The sequence below is a fragment of the Sulfurivermis sp. genome, from assembly GCF_059410345.1.
In genome coordinates, this window is the sequence record NZ_JBLJDO010000025.1 from 15,435 (window position 1) to 31,137 (window position 15,703).

At 64.3% G+C, this 15,703-nt stretch carries 31 protein-coding genes; all 31 read left to right on the forward strand.

Features of this window, described 5'->3' with window-relative positions; genetic code table 11:
- Window positions 1-12 precede the first annotated feature (12 nt).
- Complete coding sequence (locus tag ACMV8A_RS14205; RefSeq protein ID WP_495326536.1) at window positions 13-1,083, forward strand: AAA family ATPase; 1,071 nt, start codon at window positions 13-15, stop codon at window positions 1,081-1,083.
- Between the two features lies 1 nt (window position 1,084).
- Window positions 1,085-1,393 carry a hypothetical protein gene (locus tag ACMV8A_RS14210; protein ID WP_495326537.1) on the forward strand — a complete coding sequence of 103 codons (309 nt, stop codon included), beginning with the start codon at window positions 1,085-1,087 and terminating at the stop codon, window positions 1,391-1,393.
- Window positions 1,390-1,740 carry a DUF551 domain-containing protein gene (locus tag ACMV8A_RS14215; protein ID WP_495326538.1) on the forward strand — a complete coding sequence of 117 codons (351 nt, stop codon included), beginning with the start codon at window positions 1,390-1,392 and terminating at the stop codon, window positions 1,738-1,740. Before ACMV8A_RS14210 ends, ACMV8A_RS14215 begins: the two co-directional genes overlap by 4 nt.
- The gene (locus ACMV8A_RS14220) at window positions 1,737-1,976 is read left to right on the forward strand and encodes a hypothetical protein (protein WP_495326539.1); all 240 of its coding nucleotides are present in this window, start codon (window positions 1,737-1,739) and stop codon (window positions 1,974-1,976) included. The genes ACMV8A_RS14215 and ACMV8A_RS14220 overlap by 4 nt, the downstream gene beginning before the upstream one ends.
- Complete coding sequence (locus tag ACMV8A_RS14225) at window positions 1,973-2,197, forward strand: hypothetical protein (RefSeq protein ID WP_495326540.1); 225 nt, start codon at window positions 1,973-1,975, stop codon at window positions 2,195-2,197. The genes ACMV8A_RS14220 and ACMV8A_RS14225 overlap by 4 nt, the downstream gene beginning before the upstream one ends.
- Window positions 2,194-2,742: an HI_1489 N-terminal domain-containing protein gene (locus ACMV8A_RS14230; protein ID WP_495326541.1), complete on the forward strand. Its 549-nt coding sequence runs from the start codon at window positions 2,194-2,196 to the stop codon at window positions 2,740-2,742. Before ACMV8A_RS14225 ends, ACMV8A_RS14230 begins: the two co-directional genes overlap by 4 nt.
- Window positions 2,735-3,130 (forward strand): hypothetical protein, encoded by a 396-nt coding sequence (locus ACMV8A_RS14235; RefSeq protein WP_495326542.1) that lies wholly within the window; start codon window positions 2,735-2,737, stop codon window positions 3,128-3,130. Before ACMV8A_RS14230 ends, ACMV8A_RS14235 begins: the two co-directional genes overlap by 8 nt.
- The gene (locus ACMV8A_RS14240) at window positions 3,127-3,657 is read left to right on the forward strand and encodes a hypothetical protein (protein WP_495326543.1); all 531 of its coding nucleotides are present in this window, start codon (window positions 3,127-3,129) and stop codon (window positions 3,655-3,657) included. The genes ACMV8A_RS14235 and ACMV8A_RS14240 overlap by 4 nt, the downstream gene beginning before the upstream one ends.
- The gene (locus ACMV8A_RS14245) at window positions 3,654-3,854 is read left to right on the forward strand and encodes a hypothetical protein (protein ID WP_495326544.1); all 201 of its coding nucleotides are present in this window, start codon (window positions 3,654-3,656) and stop codon (window positions 3,852-3,854) included. Before ACMV8A_RS14240 ends, ACMV8A_RS14245 begins: the two co-directional genes overlap by 4 nt.
- 10 nt (window positions 3,855-3,864) lie before the next feature.
- The gene (locus ACMV8A_RS14250; protein ID WP_495326545.1) at window positions 3,865-4,113 is read left to right on the forward strand and encodes a hypothetical protein; all 249 of its coding nucleotides are present in this window, start codon (window positions 3,865-3,867) and stop codon (window positions 4,111-4,113) included.
- On the forward strand, window positions 4,110-4,571 hold the full coding sequence (locus ACMV8A_RS14255; RefSeq protein WP_495326546.1) for a regulatory protein GemA: 462 nt from the start codon (window positions 4,110-4,112) through the stop codon (window positions 4,569-4,571). The genes ACMV8A_RS14250 and ACMV8A_RS14255 overlap by 4 nt, the downstream gene beginning before the upstream one ends.
- A complete protein-coding gene (locus ACMV8A_RS14260; protein WP_495326547.1) occupies window positions 4,571-4,984 on the forward strand; it encodes a hypothetical protein in 414 nt (137 codons plus the stop codon). The genes ACMV8A_RS14255 and ACMV8A_RS14260 overlap by 1 nt, the downstream gene beginning before the upstream one ends.
- Window positions 4,984-5,199 carry a hypothetical protein gene (locus ACMV8A_RS14265; RefSeq protein ID WP_495326548.1) on the forward strand — a complete coding sequence of 72 codons (216 nt, stop codon included), beginning with the start codon at window positions 4,984-4,986 and terminating at the stop codon, window positions 5,197-5,199. Before ACMV8A_RS14260 ends, ACMV8A_RS14265 begins: the two co-directional genes overlap by 1 nt.
- Window positions 5,196-5,849: an HNH endonuclease signature motif containing protein gene (locus ACMV8A_RS14270; RefSeq protein ID WP_495326549.1), complete on the forward strand. Its 654-nt coding sequence runs from the start codon at window positions 5,196-5,198 to the stop codon at window positions 5,847-5,849. The genes ACMV8A_RS14265 and ACMV8A_RS14270 overlap by 4 nt, the downstream gene beginning before the upstream one ends.
- Window positions 5,839-6,087: a hypothetical protein gene (locus ACMV8A_RS14275; RefSeq protein ID WP_495326550.1), complete on the forward strand. Its 249-nt coding sequence runs from the start codon at window positions 5,839-5,841 to the stop codon at window positions 6,085-6,087. Before ACMV8A_RS14270 ends, ACMV8A_RS14275 begins: the two co-directional genes overlap by 11 nt.
- Window positions 6,087-6,404 (forward strand): hypothetical protein, encoded by a 318-nt coding sequence (locus ACMV8A_RS14280; RefSeq protein ID WP_495326551.1) that lies wholly within the window; start codon window positions 6,087-6,089, stop codon window positions 6,402-6,404. The genes ACMV8A_RS14275 and ACMV8A_RS14280 overlap by 1 nt, the downstream gene beginning before the upstream one ends.
- Before the next feature lie 78 nt (window positions 6,405-6,482).
- Window positions 6,483-6,767, forward strand: coding sequence for a hypothetical protein (locus ACMV8A_RS14285; protein WP_495326552.1), 285 nt, complete (start codon window positions 6,483-6,485; stop codon window positions 6,765-6,767).
- Window positions 6,764-7,267 (forward strand): D-Ala-D-Ala carboxypeptidase family metallohydrolase, encoded by a 504-nt coding sequence (locus ACMV8A_RS14290; protein WP_495326553.1) that lies wholly within the window; start codon window positions 6,764-6,766, stop codon window positions 7,265-7,267. Before ACMV8A_RS14285 ends, ACMV8A_RS14290 begins: the two co-directional genes overlap by 4 nt.
- Window positions 7,264-7,482, forward strand: a complete 219-nt coding sequence (locus ACMV8A_RS14295) for a hypothetical protein (protein WP_495326554.1) — start codon at window positions 7,264-7,266, stop codon at window positions 7,480-7,482. The genes ACMV8A_RS14290 and ACMV8A_RS14295 overlap by 4 nt, the downstream gene beginning before the upstream one ends.
- Complete coding sequence (locus tag ACMV8A_RS14300) at window positions 7,472-7,729, forward strand: hypothetical protein (protein WP_495326555.1); 258 nt, start codon at window positions 7,472-7,474, stop codon at window positions 7,727-7,729. Before ACMV8A_RS14295 ends, ACMV8A_RS14300 begins: the two co-directional genes overlap by 11 nt.
- Window positions 7,729-8,031, forward strand: a complete 303-nt coding sequence (locus ACMV8A_RS14305) for a hypothetical protein (protein WP_495326556.1) — start codon at window positions 7,729-7,731, stop codon at window positions 8,029-8,031. Before ACMV8A_RS14300 ends, ACMV8A_RS14305 begins: the two co-directional genes overlap by 1 nt.
- On the forward strand, window positions 8,031-8,264 hold the full coding sequence (locus ACMV8A_RS14310; RefSeq protein WP_495326557.1) for a TraR/DksA C4-type zinc finger protein: 234 nt from the start codon (window positions 8,031-8,033) through the stop codon (window positions 8,262-8,264). Before ACMV8A_RS14305 ends, ACMV8A_RS14310 begins: the two co-directional genes overlap by 1 nt.
- Window positions 8,261-8,629, forward strand: a complete 369-nt coding sequence (locus tag ACMV8A_RS14315) for a DUF2730 family protein (protein WP_495326558.1) — start codon at window positions 8,261-8,263, stop codon at window positions 8,627-8,629. Before ACMV8A_RS14310 ends, ACMV8A_RS14315 begins: the two co-directional genes overlap by 4 nt.
- Window positions 8,630-8,631: 2 nt before the next feature.
- Entirely contained in the window at window positions 8,632-8,970 is a 339-nt protein-coding gene (locus tag ACMV8A_RS14320) for a VpaChn25_0724 family phage protein (RefSeq protein WP_495326559.1), read from the forward strand.
- A 348-nt stretch (window positions 8,971-9,318) separates the two neighbouring features.
- A complete protein-coding gene (locus ACMV8A_RS14325) occupies window positions 9,319-9,471 on the forward strand; it encodes a hypothetical protein (RefSeq protein ID WP_495326560.1) in 153 nt (50 codons plus the stop codon).
- Window positions 9,471-9,968, forward strand: coding sequence for a DUF1804 family protein (locus tag ACMV8A_RS14330; RefSeq protein ID WP_495326561.1), 498 nt, complete (start codon window positions 9,471-9,473; stop codon window positions 9,966-9,968). The genes ACMV8A_RS14325 and ACMV8A_RS14330 overlap by 1 nt, the downstream gene beginning before the upstream one ends.
- Before the next feature lie 177 nt (window positions 9,969-10,145).
- Entirely contained in the window at window positions 10,146-11,759 is a 1,614-nt protein-coding gene (gene terL, locus ACMV8A_RS14335) for a phage terminase large subunit (RefSeq protein WP_495326566.1), read from the forward strand.
- A gap of 1 nt (window position 11,760) precedes the next feature.
- Window positions 11,761-11,958, forward strand: a complete 198-nt coding sequence (locus ACMV8A_RS14340; RefSeq protein WP_495326562.1) for a hypothetical protein — start codon at window positions 11,761-11,763, stop codon at window positions 11,956-11,958.
- Window positions 11,958-13,469: a DUF935 domain-containing protein gene (locus ACMV8A_RS14345; RefSeq protein WP_495326563.1), complete on the forward strand. Its 1,512-nt coding sequence runs from the start codon at window positions 11,958-11,960 to the stop codon at window positions 13,467-13,469. Before ACMV8A_RS14340 ends, ACMV8A_RS14345 begins: the two co-directional genes overlap by 1 nt.
- Window positions 13,456-14,736: a phage head morphogenesis protein gene (locus tag ACMV8A_RS14350; RefSeq protein WP_495326564.1), complete on the forward strand. Its 1,281-nt coding sequence runs from the start codon at window positions 13,456-13,458 to the stop codon at window positions 14,734-14,736. Before ACMV8A_RS14345 ends, ACMV8A_RS14350 begins: the two co-directional genes overlap by 14 nt.
- 133 nt (window positions 14,737-14,869) lie before the next feature.
- On the forward strand, window positions 14,870-15,346 hold the full coding sequence (locus tag ACMV8A_RS14355; RefSeq protein WP_495326565.1) for a phage virion morphogenesis protein: 477 nt from the start codon (window positions 14,870-14,872) through the stop codon (window positions 15,344-15,346).
- The last annotated feature ends 357 nt before the right edge of the window (window positions 15,347-15,703 follow it).

Here is a 15,703-nt window from a genome sequence, read left to right on the forward strand (position 1 = left end):
GGAGTATAGCGCATGACCAAGCCCGAAGACATCAACCCGGCCGGCGGCAAGGCGGTCCCGCATCGCCTCGCCGTGATGGAGCATCCGACCGACTGGGCGCCTACCTACGACGCCGAAGACAAGCTCGCGGTGTGCCACATCATCGACTGGATCAACGCCGGCCAGACCCACGCCCCCGGCTACGCCAACCAGCGCAACCAGACCAAGCTCGCGCGCGCCACCGGCATCGCCCAGGGCACGCTGAACCCGATCCTGTTGGGCAAGTACGTCAGCTCGCCGAAGAAGCAACTCGCCACGCTGCTCGACTACATCGGCCGCGAATCGGCCCGCGCCGCCAACGTTCAGGTGCCGTTCGTGCCCACGTCGGTGCACCAGACCGTGGAATTCGTTTGCAAGCGTGCGCACCAGTATCGCGACGTGGGCATCGTCTCCGGCGAGGTGGGCGTGGGCAAGACCACGGCGGTGAAGCGCTACGCCGCCACCACGCCCAACGTCCTGCTGGTGGAAGGCTCGCCGGACATGAACGCCATCGTGCTGCTGCGCGAACTGGTGGACCTCACCGGCGCCGTGGTGCAGAAGTCGAATCGCTACGCCGTGGGGACCAAGAGCGAAATGTTCCGCGCAATCGTCAAGGCGCTGCGCGGTACCGACAAGCTGCTGGTGCTCGACGAAGCCGACAAGGTCGCCGACTCCGCCCTGGAGTATGCGCGCCGCATATCCGACATCGCGGAGATCGGCCTGGTGTTGGTCGGCACCGAGAAGCTCCGCCCGATGGTCGAAGACCCGCGGGGCAAGCACGGCCAGATTTCCAGCCGCGTCGGTTTCTGGCCGGCGGTGATTAAATCCATCAAGCGCGAGGACGCCCTGATGATCGTGCGCGCCGCCTTCGACGGCCGTGACGCGCCGAATGAGGAAATCCTGGACGCGTTCTGGCAGATGTGCGACGGCCGCGCCCGCGTGCTCGCCAAGCTGCTGCGCAACGTCATCGAGCTGTGCCTCGACAAAGGCCACGACCTGACCCCGCGCCTGGTGTTCGAGGCCGGCCAGCAGCTGATGGGCCTCAAGCGCCCGAAGGGGGTGTGATATGTACGCCGACGAATACATCGATCACTGGGGCGAGGTGTTCACCGCCCGCGACCTGTACCACCAGCACGGTGTCCGCTTCGACACGTTCCTGTTGGCGCCGCAGGAGATCCTGGACTCCATCGCCCAACTCCCGCCGCGCGTGGCCCCGCTGCTGCCGGCGCAGGCCGCCGCCATGCACCGCGACCTGGAAGAGGCCCTGGTGCCGGCTGGCGCACAGATGCGCGACAGCGGCTACGTGCAGCGCATGCGCCACCATGCCTATTCCGTCTCTGGCGACCGCCACAAGGATCGGAGGGTGCCGGCATGAACGCACGCTACTTTGTGGAACTGCTGCACCGCATCGGCAACGGCACCACCACTGTGGAAGACGTGGAGCTGGTGGCCCGTCTGCTGAAGCGCTGGATCGTCCTCGACGAAGCGCTGCCGGAACCGCTGACCGATGTGCTGGTGGTGTGGAGTGATGCCCGCTTCGATGCTGATGCGACCGTGGACATCGGCTACCGCAAGCCGGACGGCCGCTGGGTGCTAACCGGCACCGAGCCGGAGAAGGTCATTATGCCAACCCACTGGATGCCGCTGCCGCCGCTGCCCTTTGGTCTGGATGCACGCTACGGCGACATCCCGCTGGGTATGGAAGCGGGGATGCCGTCATGAGCGCGGTGGAGCTGCTGCATCACCTCGACGACGGCCCGGTGCTGCTGGTGTCCCTGTCGCCGCGCCGCTTCGAGGTGATGACCCCAGCCGCCGCCCGTGAGCTGCACGACCAGCTGCACGCCGCCCTGTTCACAGGATGGGTAGAGCGCAGCGAAACCCATCAACCGGCGCAGCTGCAGCTCATCGAAGGCGAATTCTGCGAGCTGCCGGGTTACCTGCAGAGGCAGGCGTCATGAGGGCCGCGCAGGGAGTCCCTGTCGTTGCCTGGTGCTGGCGCGGTGTCGGCTTCAGCGTCGGCCTGGGCGGCCTCACCGGCCTGTGGGGCGAGCCGTCCGGCTTGCTCGGAATCACGCGCTACCTGGTATCGCTGCACCTCAAGTCATCGATGGGGTTCAGCAGTGTGGTGTTCGTGCTCGGCCCGCTGCGTCTCTCGGCCGGCTGGAAGGTTCGCGCATGAGCGTGCATGGCGTCTGCCCGGAGTGCGGCGGTGTCCGTCCCATCGCCGAGTATCTGTCCGAGGCGCGGGCGCGCCAGGCGCTGCACGCGGCGCTGAAGCTCGATCCGCGCCTCGCCGATCCGGTGCTGGAATATCTGGCGCTGTTCGCGCCGGCCGGCCGCAAGCTGGCCAGCAACAAGCTGGTGCGCGTGCTCTCCGAGCTGGGCGAGCTGGTGGCCTCAGGACAGGTGGAACACAAGACGGTTGTCCACGCCGCACCGGTGGACTACTGGCGCATGGGCCTGGAGGAAATGCTCGCCGCGCGCGAGCGGCTGACGCTGCCGCTCTCGAACCACAACTACCTGCGCGCCGTCGTCGCCGGCATCGCCACCAAGGCCGGCGGCCGGCAGGAGCAGAAGCAGGAAGAGGAACGGCGCAATCCATCGCGCCGCACCGGCCAGCAGGGCGGCCCGGTGCAGGTAGTCGAGAAGGTGAGGTCCGGCCCGCCGGCGGACTGGAAAGAGCAGGCACTCAACAAGAAGGGAGGGAACAAAGCCGATGCGTGAAATCGACCGGGCGGAATTCAAGGCGCGGGTGCGCGAGATTCTCGCGCAGCACGTCGGGCCGGATGAGTGCGTTTCGATGTACCGACTCTATCAGGCCATCACCGGCCACCCGATCATCCCGATGCGCAAGGTCAACCAGACGCGCCTGGTGCGCTCGGTCATCGCCGAGCTCCAGGAGGATGGCGAACCCATTGTCCACAAGTCCGGCCCGGACGGCGGCTACTACACCGCCGAGAAGAAGGAAGAGATCGAACAGGAAGCCGCCTGGTTCCGCAAGCGCGCCCTGTCAGCTTTTCGCCGAGAAAAGATGCTGCGGCGTATCAGCAACGAAGAGCTGCTGCGCCAGTACGCCCTGGAGCTCAAGATCAAAGAGGATAAACAACCGTGAACATGCAACAGATTGAAACCCTCACCGCCACCTACGCCACCGAACGCGACGCGCTCGCCGCCCTGGTGACCGAGATGAACGACGCCATCGAGAAGGTCAAGCGCGCCCGCCTGGCCGCCATCAAGCAAGCGGTGCAGAAGGCCCGCCAGGCGCAGGCCGATCTCAAGGCCGCCATCGAGGACGGCAAGAGCCTCTTCGACAAGCCGCGCACCCGCGTGCTGCACGGCGTCAAGGTCGGCATCATCAAGCAGCGCGGCACCGTCGAGTTCGACGATGAAGCCAAGGTGATCGCGCGCATCCGGGCCAAGCTCCCCAGGGACCAGGCCGAGCTGCTGATCCGCGTCCGCGAATCCGTCCACAAGCCAGCCGTCTACGACCTCGCCGTCTCCGATCTCAAACGCCTCGGCATCCGCATCAGCGCCGACTGCGACGCCGTGGTGATCAAGTCCGTCGACAGCGAGGTGGACAAGCTGGTCAGCGCGCTGCTGGCCGAGGCCGCGCAGGACGTGATGGAGGCCGCGGCATGAGCGGCGTCACCTGCCCGAAGCACCAGACCGGCGGCGGGCCGTGCTACTGCCAGCAGATGCACACCTGCCGCTGTGGCGCCACGGTGGAGCGCAGCAAGACGGTTGAGTACCGAACCAAGGGCTGGCAGCCGCGCCGCGTGTGCAAGTCCTGCCACATCGAAGGCAACCTGCCGAAGAGCTGGAAATACGTCGGCTGAGGTGACGCGAATGAGCGAACAAGCATTCAACCCCGAAGAATACTGGGGTGCGCGGGAGTTTAAGGTTTGGGTTGTCAGCCTTTCTCAGACTGTCCGCAAGGGACGAAATAAGAGCGAAAAGCGAGACACCAAATACGTACGGGCTAGAACACTGGCTGCGGCTATTGAAACAGCAAAATTTTATTCTCTTCTCTCCGGTCGCATCCGTGCTCATGCCCGATTAGCTACGCCGACTGATCTCGGGGCAACTAGGGCATGAACGAATCCCCGCGCCAAGACGCCTTCCGTCATCAACTCTATCGCCTGCTCGTGGTTGGCAAGCGCGCGCTGCGCATGGAGGAGGAAGACTACCGCGCGCTGCTGGCGCGCCACGGCGCGAGCCTGATCGGCGACAAGTACTCCGCCACCACCATGACCATCGACGGGCTCCAGGCGGCGCTGTCCGAAATGCGCCAGAAGGGATTCACGCCCCAGGGCAAGACGCTGGCCAACGCCACCGACTGGCGCAAGCCGCGCATCGCCAAGATCACCGCCATCTGGTGTGCACTGGCCGATGCCGGCGTGATCAAGAACCGCGGCGAAGCGTCGATGATCAAGTTCTGCGCCCGCATCACCGGCAAGCCCCGCCTGGAGTGGGCGCAGGCCAAAGACCTCAACAACTGCATCCAGGCGCTGCGCGCCTGGGCCAAGAACACCGGCGTGAAGCTGGAGGAGTAATGAGCGAGCCGGCCGCCGATCTCGACCTGGTGAACCCCGACCTGCTGCCACCGCAGGTCCGGGAGCTGGTGCGCCTGATCGGCTTGCCGCAGACCCTCGCCCTGCTCAAGGCCCGCGGCGGCCGTCCGCTGGCCGTTGCCGTCCACCCGGAACAATGCGTCGCGCTCGGCACCATCCTGTCCCGCGCCGCACTCGCCGCCCTCTGCGAGGAACACGGCGGCACCACCATCGACCTCCCCAAGGCCGACAAGATCCACCTGCAGCTGCGCAACCACTACATCGCCGAAGCCCGCGCCGCCGGCGCCAAGAGCGGCCGCCAGCTCGCCGCCGAGCTGGGCCTCACCTGGCGGCAGATCAAATACATCAGCGCCGAAGCGCGCAAGACAGACGACAACCAGGGAGACCTGTTCTGATGACCACACAAGCCTGTCCTAAAGTCGAGCACACCTACACCAAGATCATGCGCTGCCCCGGCTGCGGCATCCCCATCACCGACACCAACGTCGGCGGATACCGCAGCTACTGCCTCAAGTGCGTCACCGCCATGCCGCCGCTGCCGAGCGAGCCGGGCGCCTACAACATCGCCGGGCAATACCCGGATTTTCGGTGGGAGCGTGCCGAAGCATGAGGCCACGCCACTACTGGACACCGGAGGAAGAGGCGGTCCTGCGCAACGAGTACGCCGATACGCTCACGGCGGCGTTGGCCGACAAGCTCGGCATCCCGGCGGAACTGGTTTACCGAAAGGCGTACCGCCTTGGCCTGAAGAAGAGCGAAGCGTTCCACGCTGGCCCCGAGTCGGGCCGATTGAAGCCGGGCAGCACCATCGGTGCCGGCAGCCGCTTCCAGAAGCGCGCCACGCCCTGGAACGCCGGCATGAAGGGGCTGCACATCGGCGGATATGAAACGCAGTTCAAGCCTGGCCACCGGCCGCAGAATGAGGTTCCCGTCGGCACTGAAGTGATCGGCTCCGACGGATACCGCAAGCGGAAGGTGCGCGATGATGCTCCCAAGGGCCGCGCCTACCGTAACTGGAAATTCGCCCACGTAATCCTGTGGGAGGAGCATAACGGCCCGGTACCGACGGGCCACGCCGTCACGTTCAAGAACGGCAACCGCGCCGACCTGCGCATCGAGAACCTGGAACTGCTGTCCCGACGCGAACTGATGCGCCGCAATACCATCCAGCGCTACCCGCCGGCGCTCAAAGACGCCATCCGCACCAACGCGCAGCTGCGCAGGCAAATACGTAAACGGGAGAGAGCCCATGAAGAATAAGATTGAAGACCTCCGCAACCATCTGTTCGAGACCATTGAAAAACTCAAGGATGACGAAAAGCCGATGGATCTCGACCGCGCCAAAACGATCGCTCAGGTCGCTAACACCATCATCGAGGCGGCCAAGACCGAAGTGAAGTTCATGGAAGTCGTTGGCTACAAACAGGCCCAGGGTCTACCCGGAGCCGGTTTCTTCGGTCGACCGGCGTTGGCACACCAAAGCGAGGAGAAAGAGTGATGACCGTCTGCACATTCTTGACCCATACACCCGGGCGGCACGAAGACGCCGAACTTCAGGGCCTGCTGGACGAAGTTAAACTTCGCACCGGTGAGGACTGGTATGCCGAAACAATAACGTTCAGTGGCAAGTGGCGCCTGTTCGGCGTCCGGATGTTCAACGAGCGAACCGTTCTGTATAAGCACCTGTGCCACGGCCAGTACAATGAGCTGATGTGCGTCAGCACCGCGCGAGAGGCGAAGTGCTACCTGCTGGGGATATTGGGCGGGCTGATGAAGCAGACGCTTGACAGCCGCACCGCTCAACCCGCAAGCTAACTCCGCCCACATCCTTGCCGGTCGGGGGGAAGCGTTTCCCCCTGACCACCTCACCCCCCGGCCGCCTAGTCTGGCGGCATGTCCAAGACACAACCCACCGAGAAGCGCCCCCGGCACTACGCCGCCGAGATCGTTTCGCTCAAGTCGAGCGAATCCCGCGCCGCTGCACTCGCGCGCGTACCTGGGATTTTCCGCGCCTGGGTGCGTGACCTGGTCGATGATTACTACTGGCGTCGCCGTCTACCGGCACAGCCGCCCGCTGCGCCCGCCGAAGAGGTATGGTGCGCACCACGCACCGCTGCTCCCGCTGATAAGCGCACCGGCCAACGGACCCTCTCCGGCCTGCGGGAGACGCTGGCATGACGCAGCTCTCCGCTAATTTCACTCTCGACGAATTCACCCGCTCGGAGGTGGCCACTCGATACGGGATCGACATCACCGTGCAACCCGGCTCCGCAATCCATCAGAACCTGATCCGCCTGTGCTCCACCATCCTGCAGCCGCTGCGGGATGCGCTCGGCCCGGTGCACGTCCTATCCGGCTATCGGCCCAGCGAAGTCAACAAAATGATCGGCGGCTCGCCTACCTCTCAGCACACCGAGGGCCTGGCCGCCGACATCATTGTGCCCGGAAAGTCGCACATGGAAGTTTCCGAGTGGATACGTGGCCACGTTCTGTCATACGACCAGCTCATCCTGGAGTTCGGTCAATGGGTGCATGTCTCGGCAGCACCGAAGGGCCGCGCACCGCGCAGCCAGTCGCTGACGGCCGTCAAAGTTCCCGCCCGTGTCATCGGTACGCCGCGCACCGTCTACGTGCCTGGTCTGCATGACATGGATGAAGCGCTGAGGAGGGCGGCATGAGCAAGCCTATCATCGATAGCAAGACCATTATCGTTAACGCTGTTGTGCTGCTGTTCTCCGCCCTGGAATACAACCTGCACATGATTCAGCCATATCTGCCGGTGAACTATTTTGTAGCCGTATCCATCGGGCTGCCGGTCATCAACGGACTGCTGCGCCTGGTGACCAGCCAGCCGGTCACGTTGTCTCTGCGTCGTGGCGAGTATGTTGAATAAAGCCCTCGCCATCCTCGCCGGCGCCGCCGCCTTCCTGGCGGCGTTCTTCGGCCTGCGCTCGAAGCAACACCAGGCCGAGGCCGAGCGCGACCGCCAGCGCGCCGAGACCGCCGAAGCCGCCAGCGCCACCCATCAGCGCATCGACCAGGGCCGCGCCGAGCTGGAACGGCTGCACCGCGAACAGCAGGCCGACATCGAGCGGCGCCTCGACCAGGGCAAGCGCGACCACATGGAGGAACATTGGTGATGCAAGCCATGCGCTCCCGCAAGCTCAACAAGACCGCAGCGGCCGTGATCATCGGCTGGGTGGTCCTGTGGTGCGCCATGCTCCTGCTCGCCGCCGCGCTCTCCGGCTGCACGCCGCCCGTGCGCCAGGTGAGCCAGCCCCTGCCTCTGCCGGAGCGCCCGCTGCTGCCGCGCGTGTACGAAGCGGAGCTGATGTGCCTCAGCGATGAGACTTATCGCCGCGTGGTGGAGCGCGAGCGCCTGCGCCGCGAATACGCCGAGATTCTCGAAACCATCATCAGAGCAACACATCAGGATCAGTAATGGACGATATAGACCGCGCCCAACAGCGCGAACAATTCGACCGCGACCAGGCCATCGCCGCCGCGGCCGCACCGGACCAGGCCAAGCCGCTCTACATCGACGGCCTGCCGTGCTGCTGCGAGTGCGGCGCGGTGATCCCCAAGGCGCGGCTCGATGCGCTGCCCACGGCAGCACGCTGTATTGAGTGCCAGGGTGTTTTCGATAAACAACAACGGATGCGTGCAAAACGATGATGGAGCAACTTCTAAAATACTGGCCGGTGCTGCTGTTCGTGCTGAACTTCCTCGGCATCTGGGTTGGCTGGTCGGTACGTAAGGGCGTGGCGACGCAGGAAGACCTCAAGACGCACGCCGAGGCAACCCGCCGCCAACTGGACGACCACTCCGGCGAGACCAACCGGATGATCAGCGCGGTGCAGCATCGCCTGACGCACCTGGAGGCACGCATCGAGCACGGGCCATCCGAGGATGATCTGCGCCGCCTGCATGCGCGGCTCGACGATCTCAACGGCGGAATGGCCAAGCTGACCGGCGAATTCTCCGGCGTGCGCAACACACTGGACCTGCTACACGAATTCCTGCTCAAAGAAGGAAAGTGAACGTGACAGACTACCGCGAACGCCATGCCGCCATGATGCGCCGCATGCTGCTGGAGGCGCTGGAGAGGGAGCCGGGATACACGGCTCCCGATTTGCTTCTGCAAGCCGCGCTGGAGGCCCACGCAATGGTGGCCAGCCTCGACCGCGTGCGCACCGAGCTGACCTGGCTCGCCGAGCAGAACCTGGTGGAGCATGTCATGGGCGCCACCGTGCTCACCAGCCGCGGCCTCGACGTAGCCCTGGGCCGCGCCGACGTTCCCGGCGTCCAGCGCCGCCCACCTGGCGGCATCATCGGCGTCGGCACCAGCCTGCTGGCGTCACGTCTGCGGGGGGAAGGGTGATGCCGACACTGGACAAAAAGAAGCCTACATGGGCACCGGCATACATGGTTGGAATATACCCACGACTCGCAGAAGAGGCTCGGCGCCTCGGCTACGCACTGGCCCTACATGGTTCGCTACAGCGCGATCTAGATATGGTTGCTGTTCCGTGGAGGGAAGACGCAGTACCGGCATTTGATTTGGTGCGCGCACTCGGCGAGGTATTCGACCTGGAGCCGAACCACCCCATAGACAAGCCTGGGCAGAAGCCCCACGGCCGTCTCTGTTGGTCGCTACCACTGTGGTGGGGGGCCTATCTTGACCTCAGCGTGATGCCACGCGGTGATGCGTAAATGGAGGCGCAACAAGATGCTCGTTCGTGAGAGACATCGCCGCGCACTGCATACGGTGTTCCTGTTCCTGGGCGGCACGCTGGGCGCGGCCTACGCATGCGAGCGTCTCGATGATCGCATTGCCGAAGGCGCCAGCGCCTCCCTCCGTGCTGCTGAGTGGAGTATGTAATGGCCCACGCCCCCGAAGTCCGCGCCGCCGTCCGCCGCACCTACGTCTCCGAGCGCCAACCGCTGGAGACGGCAGCCGAGCGCCACGGCGTCAGCTATAACACCGCCCGCCAGTGGAAGCGTGCCGCCAAGGATGCCGGCGACGACTGGGACCGCGCCCGCTCCGCCGCACGCATGGCCGCCGGCGGCCTGGGCGATCTCACCACCCAGGTGCTGGAGGAATTTGCGCTTTTGTTCCAGTCCACGATGGAGCAGATCGGCTCCAGCGAGTTCGACGGCATCCAGAAGGCCGAGGCCATGAGCCGCCTGGCCGACGCCTACACCAAGACCGTCAAGGCCGCCGGCGGCGGCGACAACCGGATCGCCAAGCTCGCTGTGGCGATGGAAGTCCTGGAGAAGCTGGTGGCATTCATTCAGCAGCACTACCCGCAGCACGGCACCGCGCTGCTGGAGGTGTTGGAACCGTTTGGCGAGGAACTGAGCAAGAGCTATGCGTGATATTCATGTTGTTCCACTCGGCGACTACCGGGAGCACGAGGATACTGAGTGTTGCTGGTGTCGCCCGCAGCGGGACCACGAAGAACCACGGGTTGTTATCCACAACGCGATTGACGGGAGGGAGGAATATGAAGCTGGCAGACCATATCATTGACGCTGTTGGTGAAGCGTAAGCTGATGGCCAAGCTCTCCTCCCGCCAGTTCGCCCAGCAGCTCTCCGAGCTGGCGGCCGGCTTTCGCCAGCAGATCGAGGCGAGCGTTTCCGGGTTCGACCCAGACCCGGCGGCATCGCGTGCGCGGCGCAAGCAGGCGGATGGTGATTTTCAGTTCTTCGCCCGGACCTATTTCCCGCACTACATCCTGAAGCCAAACAGCCGGCTGCACGATTATCTCTACCAGCGGCTGCCGGAGATCGCCGACTCGAAAGAGGCGGAGACGCAGGCCATCGCCGCGCCCCGCGGCGAGGCGAAGTCCACCATCACGTCACAAATTTATGTCATCTGGTGCGTGGTCACCGGCCGCAAGTGGTACCCGATGATCGGCATGGACGCCTTCGACCAGGCGGCGATCATGCTGGAGGCGATCAAGGCCGAGCTGGAGAGCAACCCGCGCCTGGCGATGGACTACCCGGAGGCCACCGGCCAGGGCCGCGTCTGGCAGGCTGGCGTCATCGTCACGCGCAACGACCGCAAGATTGAGGCGGTGGGCAGCGGCAAGCGCATCCGCGGCCGTCGCCACGGGCCGCACCGTCCCGACTTGTTCATCGGCGACGATCTGGAGAACGATGAGAACGTGCGCACGCCGGAGCAGCGCGACAAGTTGCAAGCCTGGCTGACCAAAGCGGTGCTGAAACTGGGCGGCGCCGGCGCGAAGTTCGATGTAATCATCATTGGCACCATCCTGCACTATGACTCGGTGCTCGCCCGCCTGCTCAAGAATCCTCTGTGGCGCTCGATGAAGTTCAAGGCACTGCTGGCCTGGCCCGACCGCATGGATCTGTGGGACCGCTGGGAGGAACTGCTGCTCAACCAGGGCAAGGAAGCGGCGGATGCCTTCTATGCCGAGCGCAAGGCCGAGATGGACGAAGGCGCGGAAGTGAGCTGGCCCGCCGGCCGCCCGCTGCTGGACCTGATGATCATCCGTGCCCGCGACGGCCATTCTTCGTTCGACTCCGAGCTGCAGAACGATCCGCTCTCCGACGACGACGCGCCGTTCGCCAAGGTGATCAACTTCTGGGTGAACCGGCTGCGCGAATGGGTGTTCTACGGCGCCTGCGATCCGTCACTCGGCAAGGCAGGCGCATCACGTGACCCGAGTGCAATCCTGGTGGGCGGATTCAACCGCTCCACCGGCATCCTCGACGTGGTGGAGGCCAGCATCCGCAAACGCCTGCCCGACCGCATCATCGAAGACGTGATCAGCTTCCAGAAGGAATTCCAGTGCCTGCTGTGGGTGGTGGAGACGGTGCAGTTCCAGGAGTTCCTGCGCAGCGAGCTGGTGAAGCGCTCCGCCGCACGCGGCATCCCGGTACCGGCGCGGGCTGTGCAGCCGATCACCGACAAGCTGCTGCGCATCGAGAGCCTGCAACCGCACATGGCCAACGGCCTCATCCGTCTGCATCCATCGCAGGTGACGCTCATCGACCAGCTGCGCCACTTTCCCAAGGCTGACCACGACGACGGCCCGGACGCCCTGCACATGCTGTGGGCTGCCGCCGTCTCCGGCGCCGGCGGCCTGCCGCAGATCGCCACCCGCGGACGGCGCAGCGCCACCAGTTTAACGAGGTACTGACATGTCCCTCAGCTACGACACGGCCCGCTGCGCCGGCACCACCGCGCCTCTGTGCGCCACCTGCGCCAGGCGTGAGCCTGGCCGCGATGAGTGGCAGTCGCATATCGCAGCGGCGTGGACTCCGGCCGGCTGTGGCAACTATATCGATGGCGCTCCGGTTCTCACCGTCAGGGCCGACACGCAAGAGGATGTTTCCTGATGGACACCGGCGACCTGAAGAAGGCCAGCAAGACCAACCTGGCGCGCGAGATTGCCACGCGCCACACCGACCCGCAGTTCTATTCCGCGCTGACGGTACTGCCCAACCCGGACACCGTGCTGCGCAAGCTCGGCAAGAGCGATGAGGCATTCGACGCCATCACCTCCGACGCCCATGTGATCGGCGAGCTGCGTTCCGTGCGCTCGGCGCTGCTTGGCTATGAGTGGCGCATTGAGGCCGGCGGCGAGTTGCCGGCCGACGTGCGCGCCCTTGAGCTGGGCGAGAGGTTCATGGAGCAGCGCCCCGCCCCCGGCCTGCGTTGGCCTGATGTGATCTGGAATATGGCGCAAGCGGTGTTCCGTGGCTACCAGGTGCATGAGGTGGTGTGGAAGCGCGAAGGCCAGTTCCTGGTGCCGGCGTCTGTGCTCGACCGCCCCGGCCGCCGCTTCAACTGGGACACCGAGAACAAGCTGCGCTTGATCACCCGCGAGAACATGATGCCAGGCGAGGAACTCGGCCCTTACAAGTGGCTGGTGACGCGCCACATGCCGAGCCACGACAATCCCTACGGCGTGGCGCTGTTCAGTTCGTGCTTCTGGCCCTACACCTTCAAGCACAGCGGATTCCGCTATTTCGTGAAGTTCTGCGAGAAATACGGCATCCCCTGGGCGGTGGGCAAGTATCCCGAGGGGACGCCAAAGGACCAGCAGGATGCGCTGGCCGATGCGCTGGCGCAGATGATCGAGGATGCCGTCGCGGCCATCCCGGACAACGGTAAGGTGGAGCTGATCGAGGCCTCCAGCAGCGGTCAGCTGGTGCATGAGCGCCTGCTGCACATCTGCAACGCCGAGATGAGCAAGGCCCTCACCAGCCAGACCCTCGCCACCGAGATCCAGGGCCAGGGCAGCCGCGCCGCTGCAGAAACACACCGCGGCCGCGAGATGGCCGTCAATGAATCCGACCGCGCCATCATCGAAGACACCATGAACGAGCTGCTCGGCTGGATCACCGAGCTGAACATTCCAGGCGCCAGGCCACCGCGCTTCGAGTTCTACGACGAAGCCGAGGCGCGGCAGGACTGGGTCGAGGTACTGGACAAGGCGCGCACCTACATCAAGGTGCCGGCCTGGTTCGCGCATGAACGCCTGCAGATCCCGCAGCCGCAGGAGGATGAAGAGGTACTGCCCTCCAGCGGCGGCGGCGCTTCGCTGATGGAGTTCGCTGCCCCTGGTACCGGCAGCGCGCTGCCGGCGCAGGCTGTGATTGATATTGAGGATCAGACGCTGCTGGATGGCGCTCTGGAGGCGTTGCGCAACGATGATCTGGACGCGCAGGCGCGCGCACTGCTGGCGCCCATCGTCGCCAAACTGAACAGCGAGGAAGACCCGGAAGCGTTCCTGGGATGGCTGGCCGAACAGTTCCCTGATGCCGACGCCGGCGCCCTGGAGGAGAAGCTGGCGCAGATGATCTGGGCGGCGCAGATGTGGGGCCGGATCAATGGCGAAGCCTGATAAAGCATTCCTGCACGCCCTGTTCGGTAAAGAGCCGGAGGCGGCGGTTCGCTACCTGGAATCCAAGGGGCTGCGCATCACCTGGAACTGGGGTGAGATGCTCGATGAGGCACACGCCCGCGCCTTCACCGTCGCCAAGGCGGCGCGCCTGGATATCGTGCAGGACATCCGCCGCGCCGTCATCGATGCCGCAAAGAACGGCAATACCCTCAAGCAGTTCAGCAGCGAATTGACGCCGCTGCTGCAGGCCAAGGGGTGGTGGGGTAAACAGGTCATCGTGGACGGCCAGGGCAATGCCGAAATGGTTCAGCTCGGCAGCCCGCGGCGCCTCAAGACCATCTACCAGACCAACCTTCAATCGGCCTACATGGCAGGCAGAATGCAGGCGCAAATGGCCGCCGATGCATTCCCCTATCTGCAATACGTCGCCGTCCTGGACGGCCGTACACGCCCCAGCCACCGCGATCTCGACGGCAAGGTGTTCCGCAAGGATGACCCGATCTGGCAGTCCATCTACCCGCCCAACGGCTACAACTGCCGGTGCCGCACCCGTGCGCTGACCGAGCGACAGATGAGCCGAGAGGGTTTCACCGTCCAATCGTCGGACGGCATGATCGTGACACGCGATGCCGAGGCTGGGCACGACAAGCGGTCGGGCGAGATATTCACCACCAAACAGACCGGCGTGCGCATCGTCGGGAAGGACGGCAAGACCACGACCATGTGGGTCGATCCCGGGTTCAACTCCAGCCCTCTGGCTGGGCACTGGATGGACGAAGTCCTGGCAAAGAAGGCCGTGGCCGCGCTGGGTGATGAAGCCGGGTTCAAGGCTGTCGAAAAGCTGGTGCTGTCGCCTACCAGGATGAAGGCATGGCGCGGGTTCGTGGCTAACACGGCGGACTTTGGCCGCACGCAGGGCCAGACCATGACCGCAGGGATGTTGCCGCTGGCAACCGCACAGGCAACTGGTTTCGCGCCAGTTTTATATGTACCCGACAGGCTGATCGTCGGCAGAAAAGCGAAGCGCCATACCGCTCATCATGATGGTTTGCCGCCTGAGCAATGGAGTGATTTACCTACCAAACTAGCTGGCGCTACGTGGTTCATGGACACGCGCAGCGGTGATCTTGTCGGCCTCGTTTCCCAGGGAGAGTTGACACTGAAGATCGCTGTCGACCGTTCAGGAATGATCGATACGGTATATTCCGTATCCAAGAAAGCGGTGCAGGGGGATATCAAAGGCGGGTTATTGAAGGAAGTGCGCTGATGGGCGGGGGACTCGAACCCCATAGAGCTTCCCAGTCTTTCCGCGCGGGTATCGCTACCCGGCGCACCTTGCGGCACTGGGCGCCTCGCCTCCAGGGAGCGACTCTACCCATCAGCTATGGAGAGTTTAGGCCATGATCGACATCGAAATCAAAGACCAGCAGGTAATCGATGCCCTGAACCGGCTCCTCAGCGCCGGGGCAGACCTGACCGGGCCGCTCGCCGATATCGCCCAGCTGCTGGAATCTGAGACCGAACGGCAGTTCAGCGCCGAGGCCGGCCCCGCCGGCCCCTGGCCCGACCTCGCCGAGTCCACCAAGGCCCAGCGTGCGCGAAATGGGAAGTGGCCTGGCCTCATGCTGCAACTCACCGCCGGCGGCCTGGCTGCCTCGGTGCAATCTGGGTACGACTCGGATTCAGCCTGGATCGGCAGCAACAAGCCCTACGCCGCCATCCACCAGTTCGGCGGCCAAGCCGGCCGCGGCAAGAAGGTCACCATCCCCGCCAGGCCGTACCTGCCGATCACCCCGGAAGGCGAACTACCGACCGACGTTGCTGATGACGTTTTGGACATCCTTCAGCGCCACCTCGAAGCTGCTTTAAAGGGGTGACGAAGGCGCTTTGAGGGTAATTCAGGAGGGTATCACTGGTAATTCGAGAGGCGTTTTTTACCAGCATCAGACCACTTTTTTGCCGGTAAAAAAACAAAAAGTGCCATTTTTTGTCGCAAATTAAACGTCACTTGCCCTATGAGCTTTCTGCGCGTATCTTACTGACCTACCGAAGTTTTTCCCGATTTTTCGCCGTTCTCTCTATGTCTCATTATTATCACCGCCCCACAGGAACAGCCCGCAGGGCGAGACAGCGGGGCCGCCTTTCTTTGGTTACTTTCTTTGGCGGGACAAAGAAAGTGACCCGTGCGCGGGGCGGCTCCCCGCATTCAATCAAACCGTGGCGTAGCCACACTA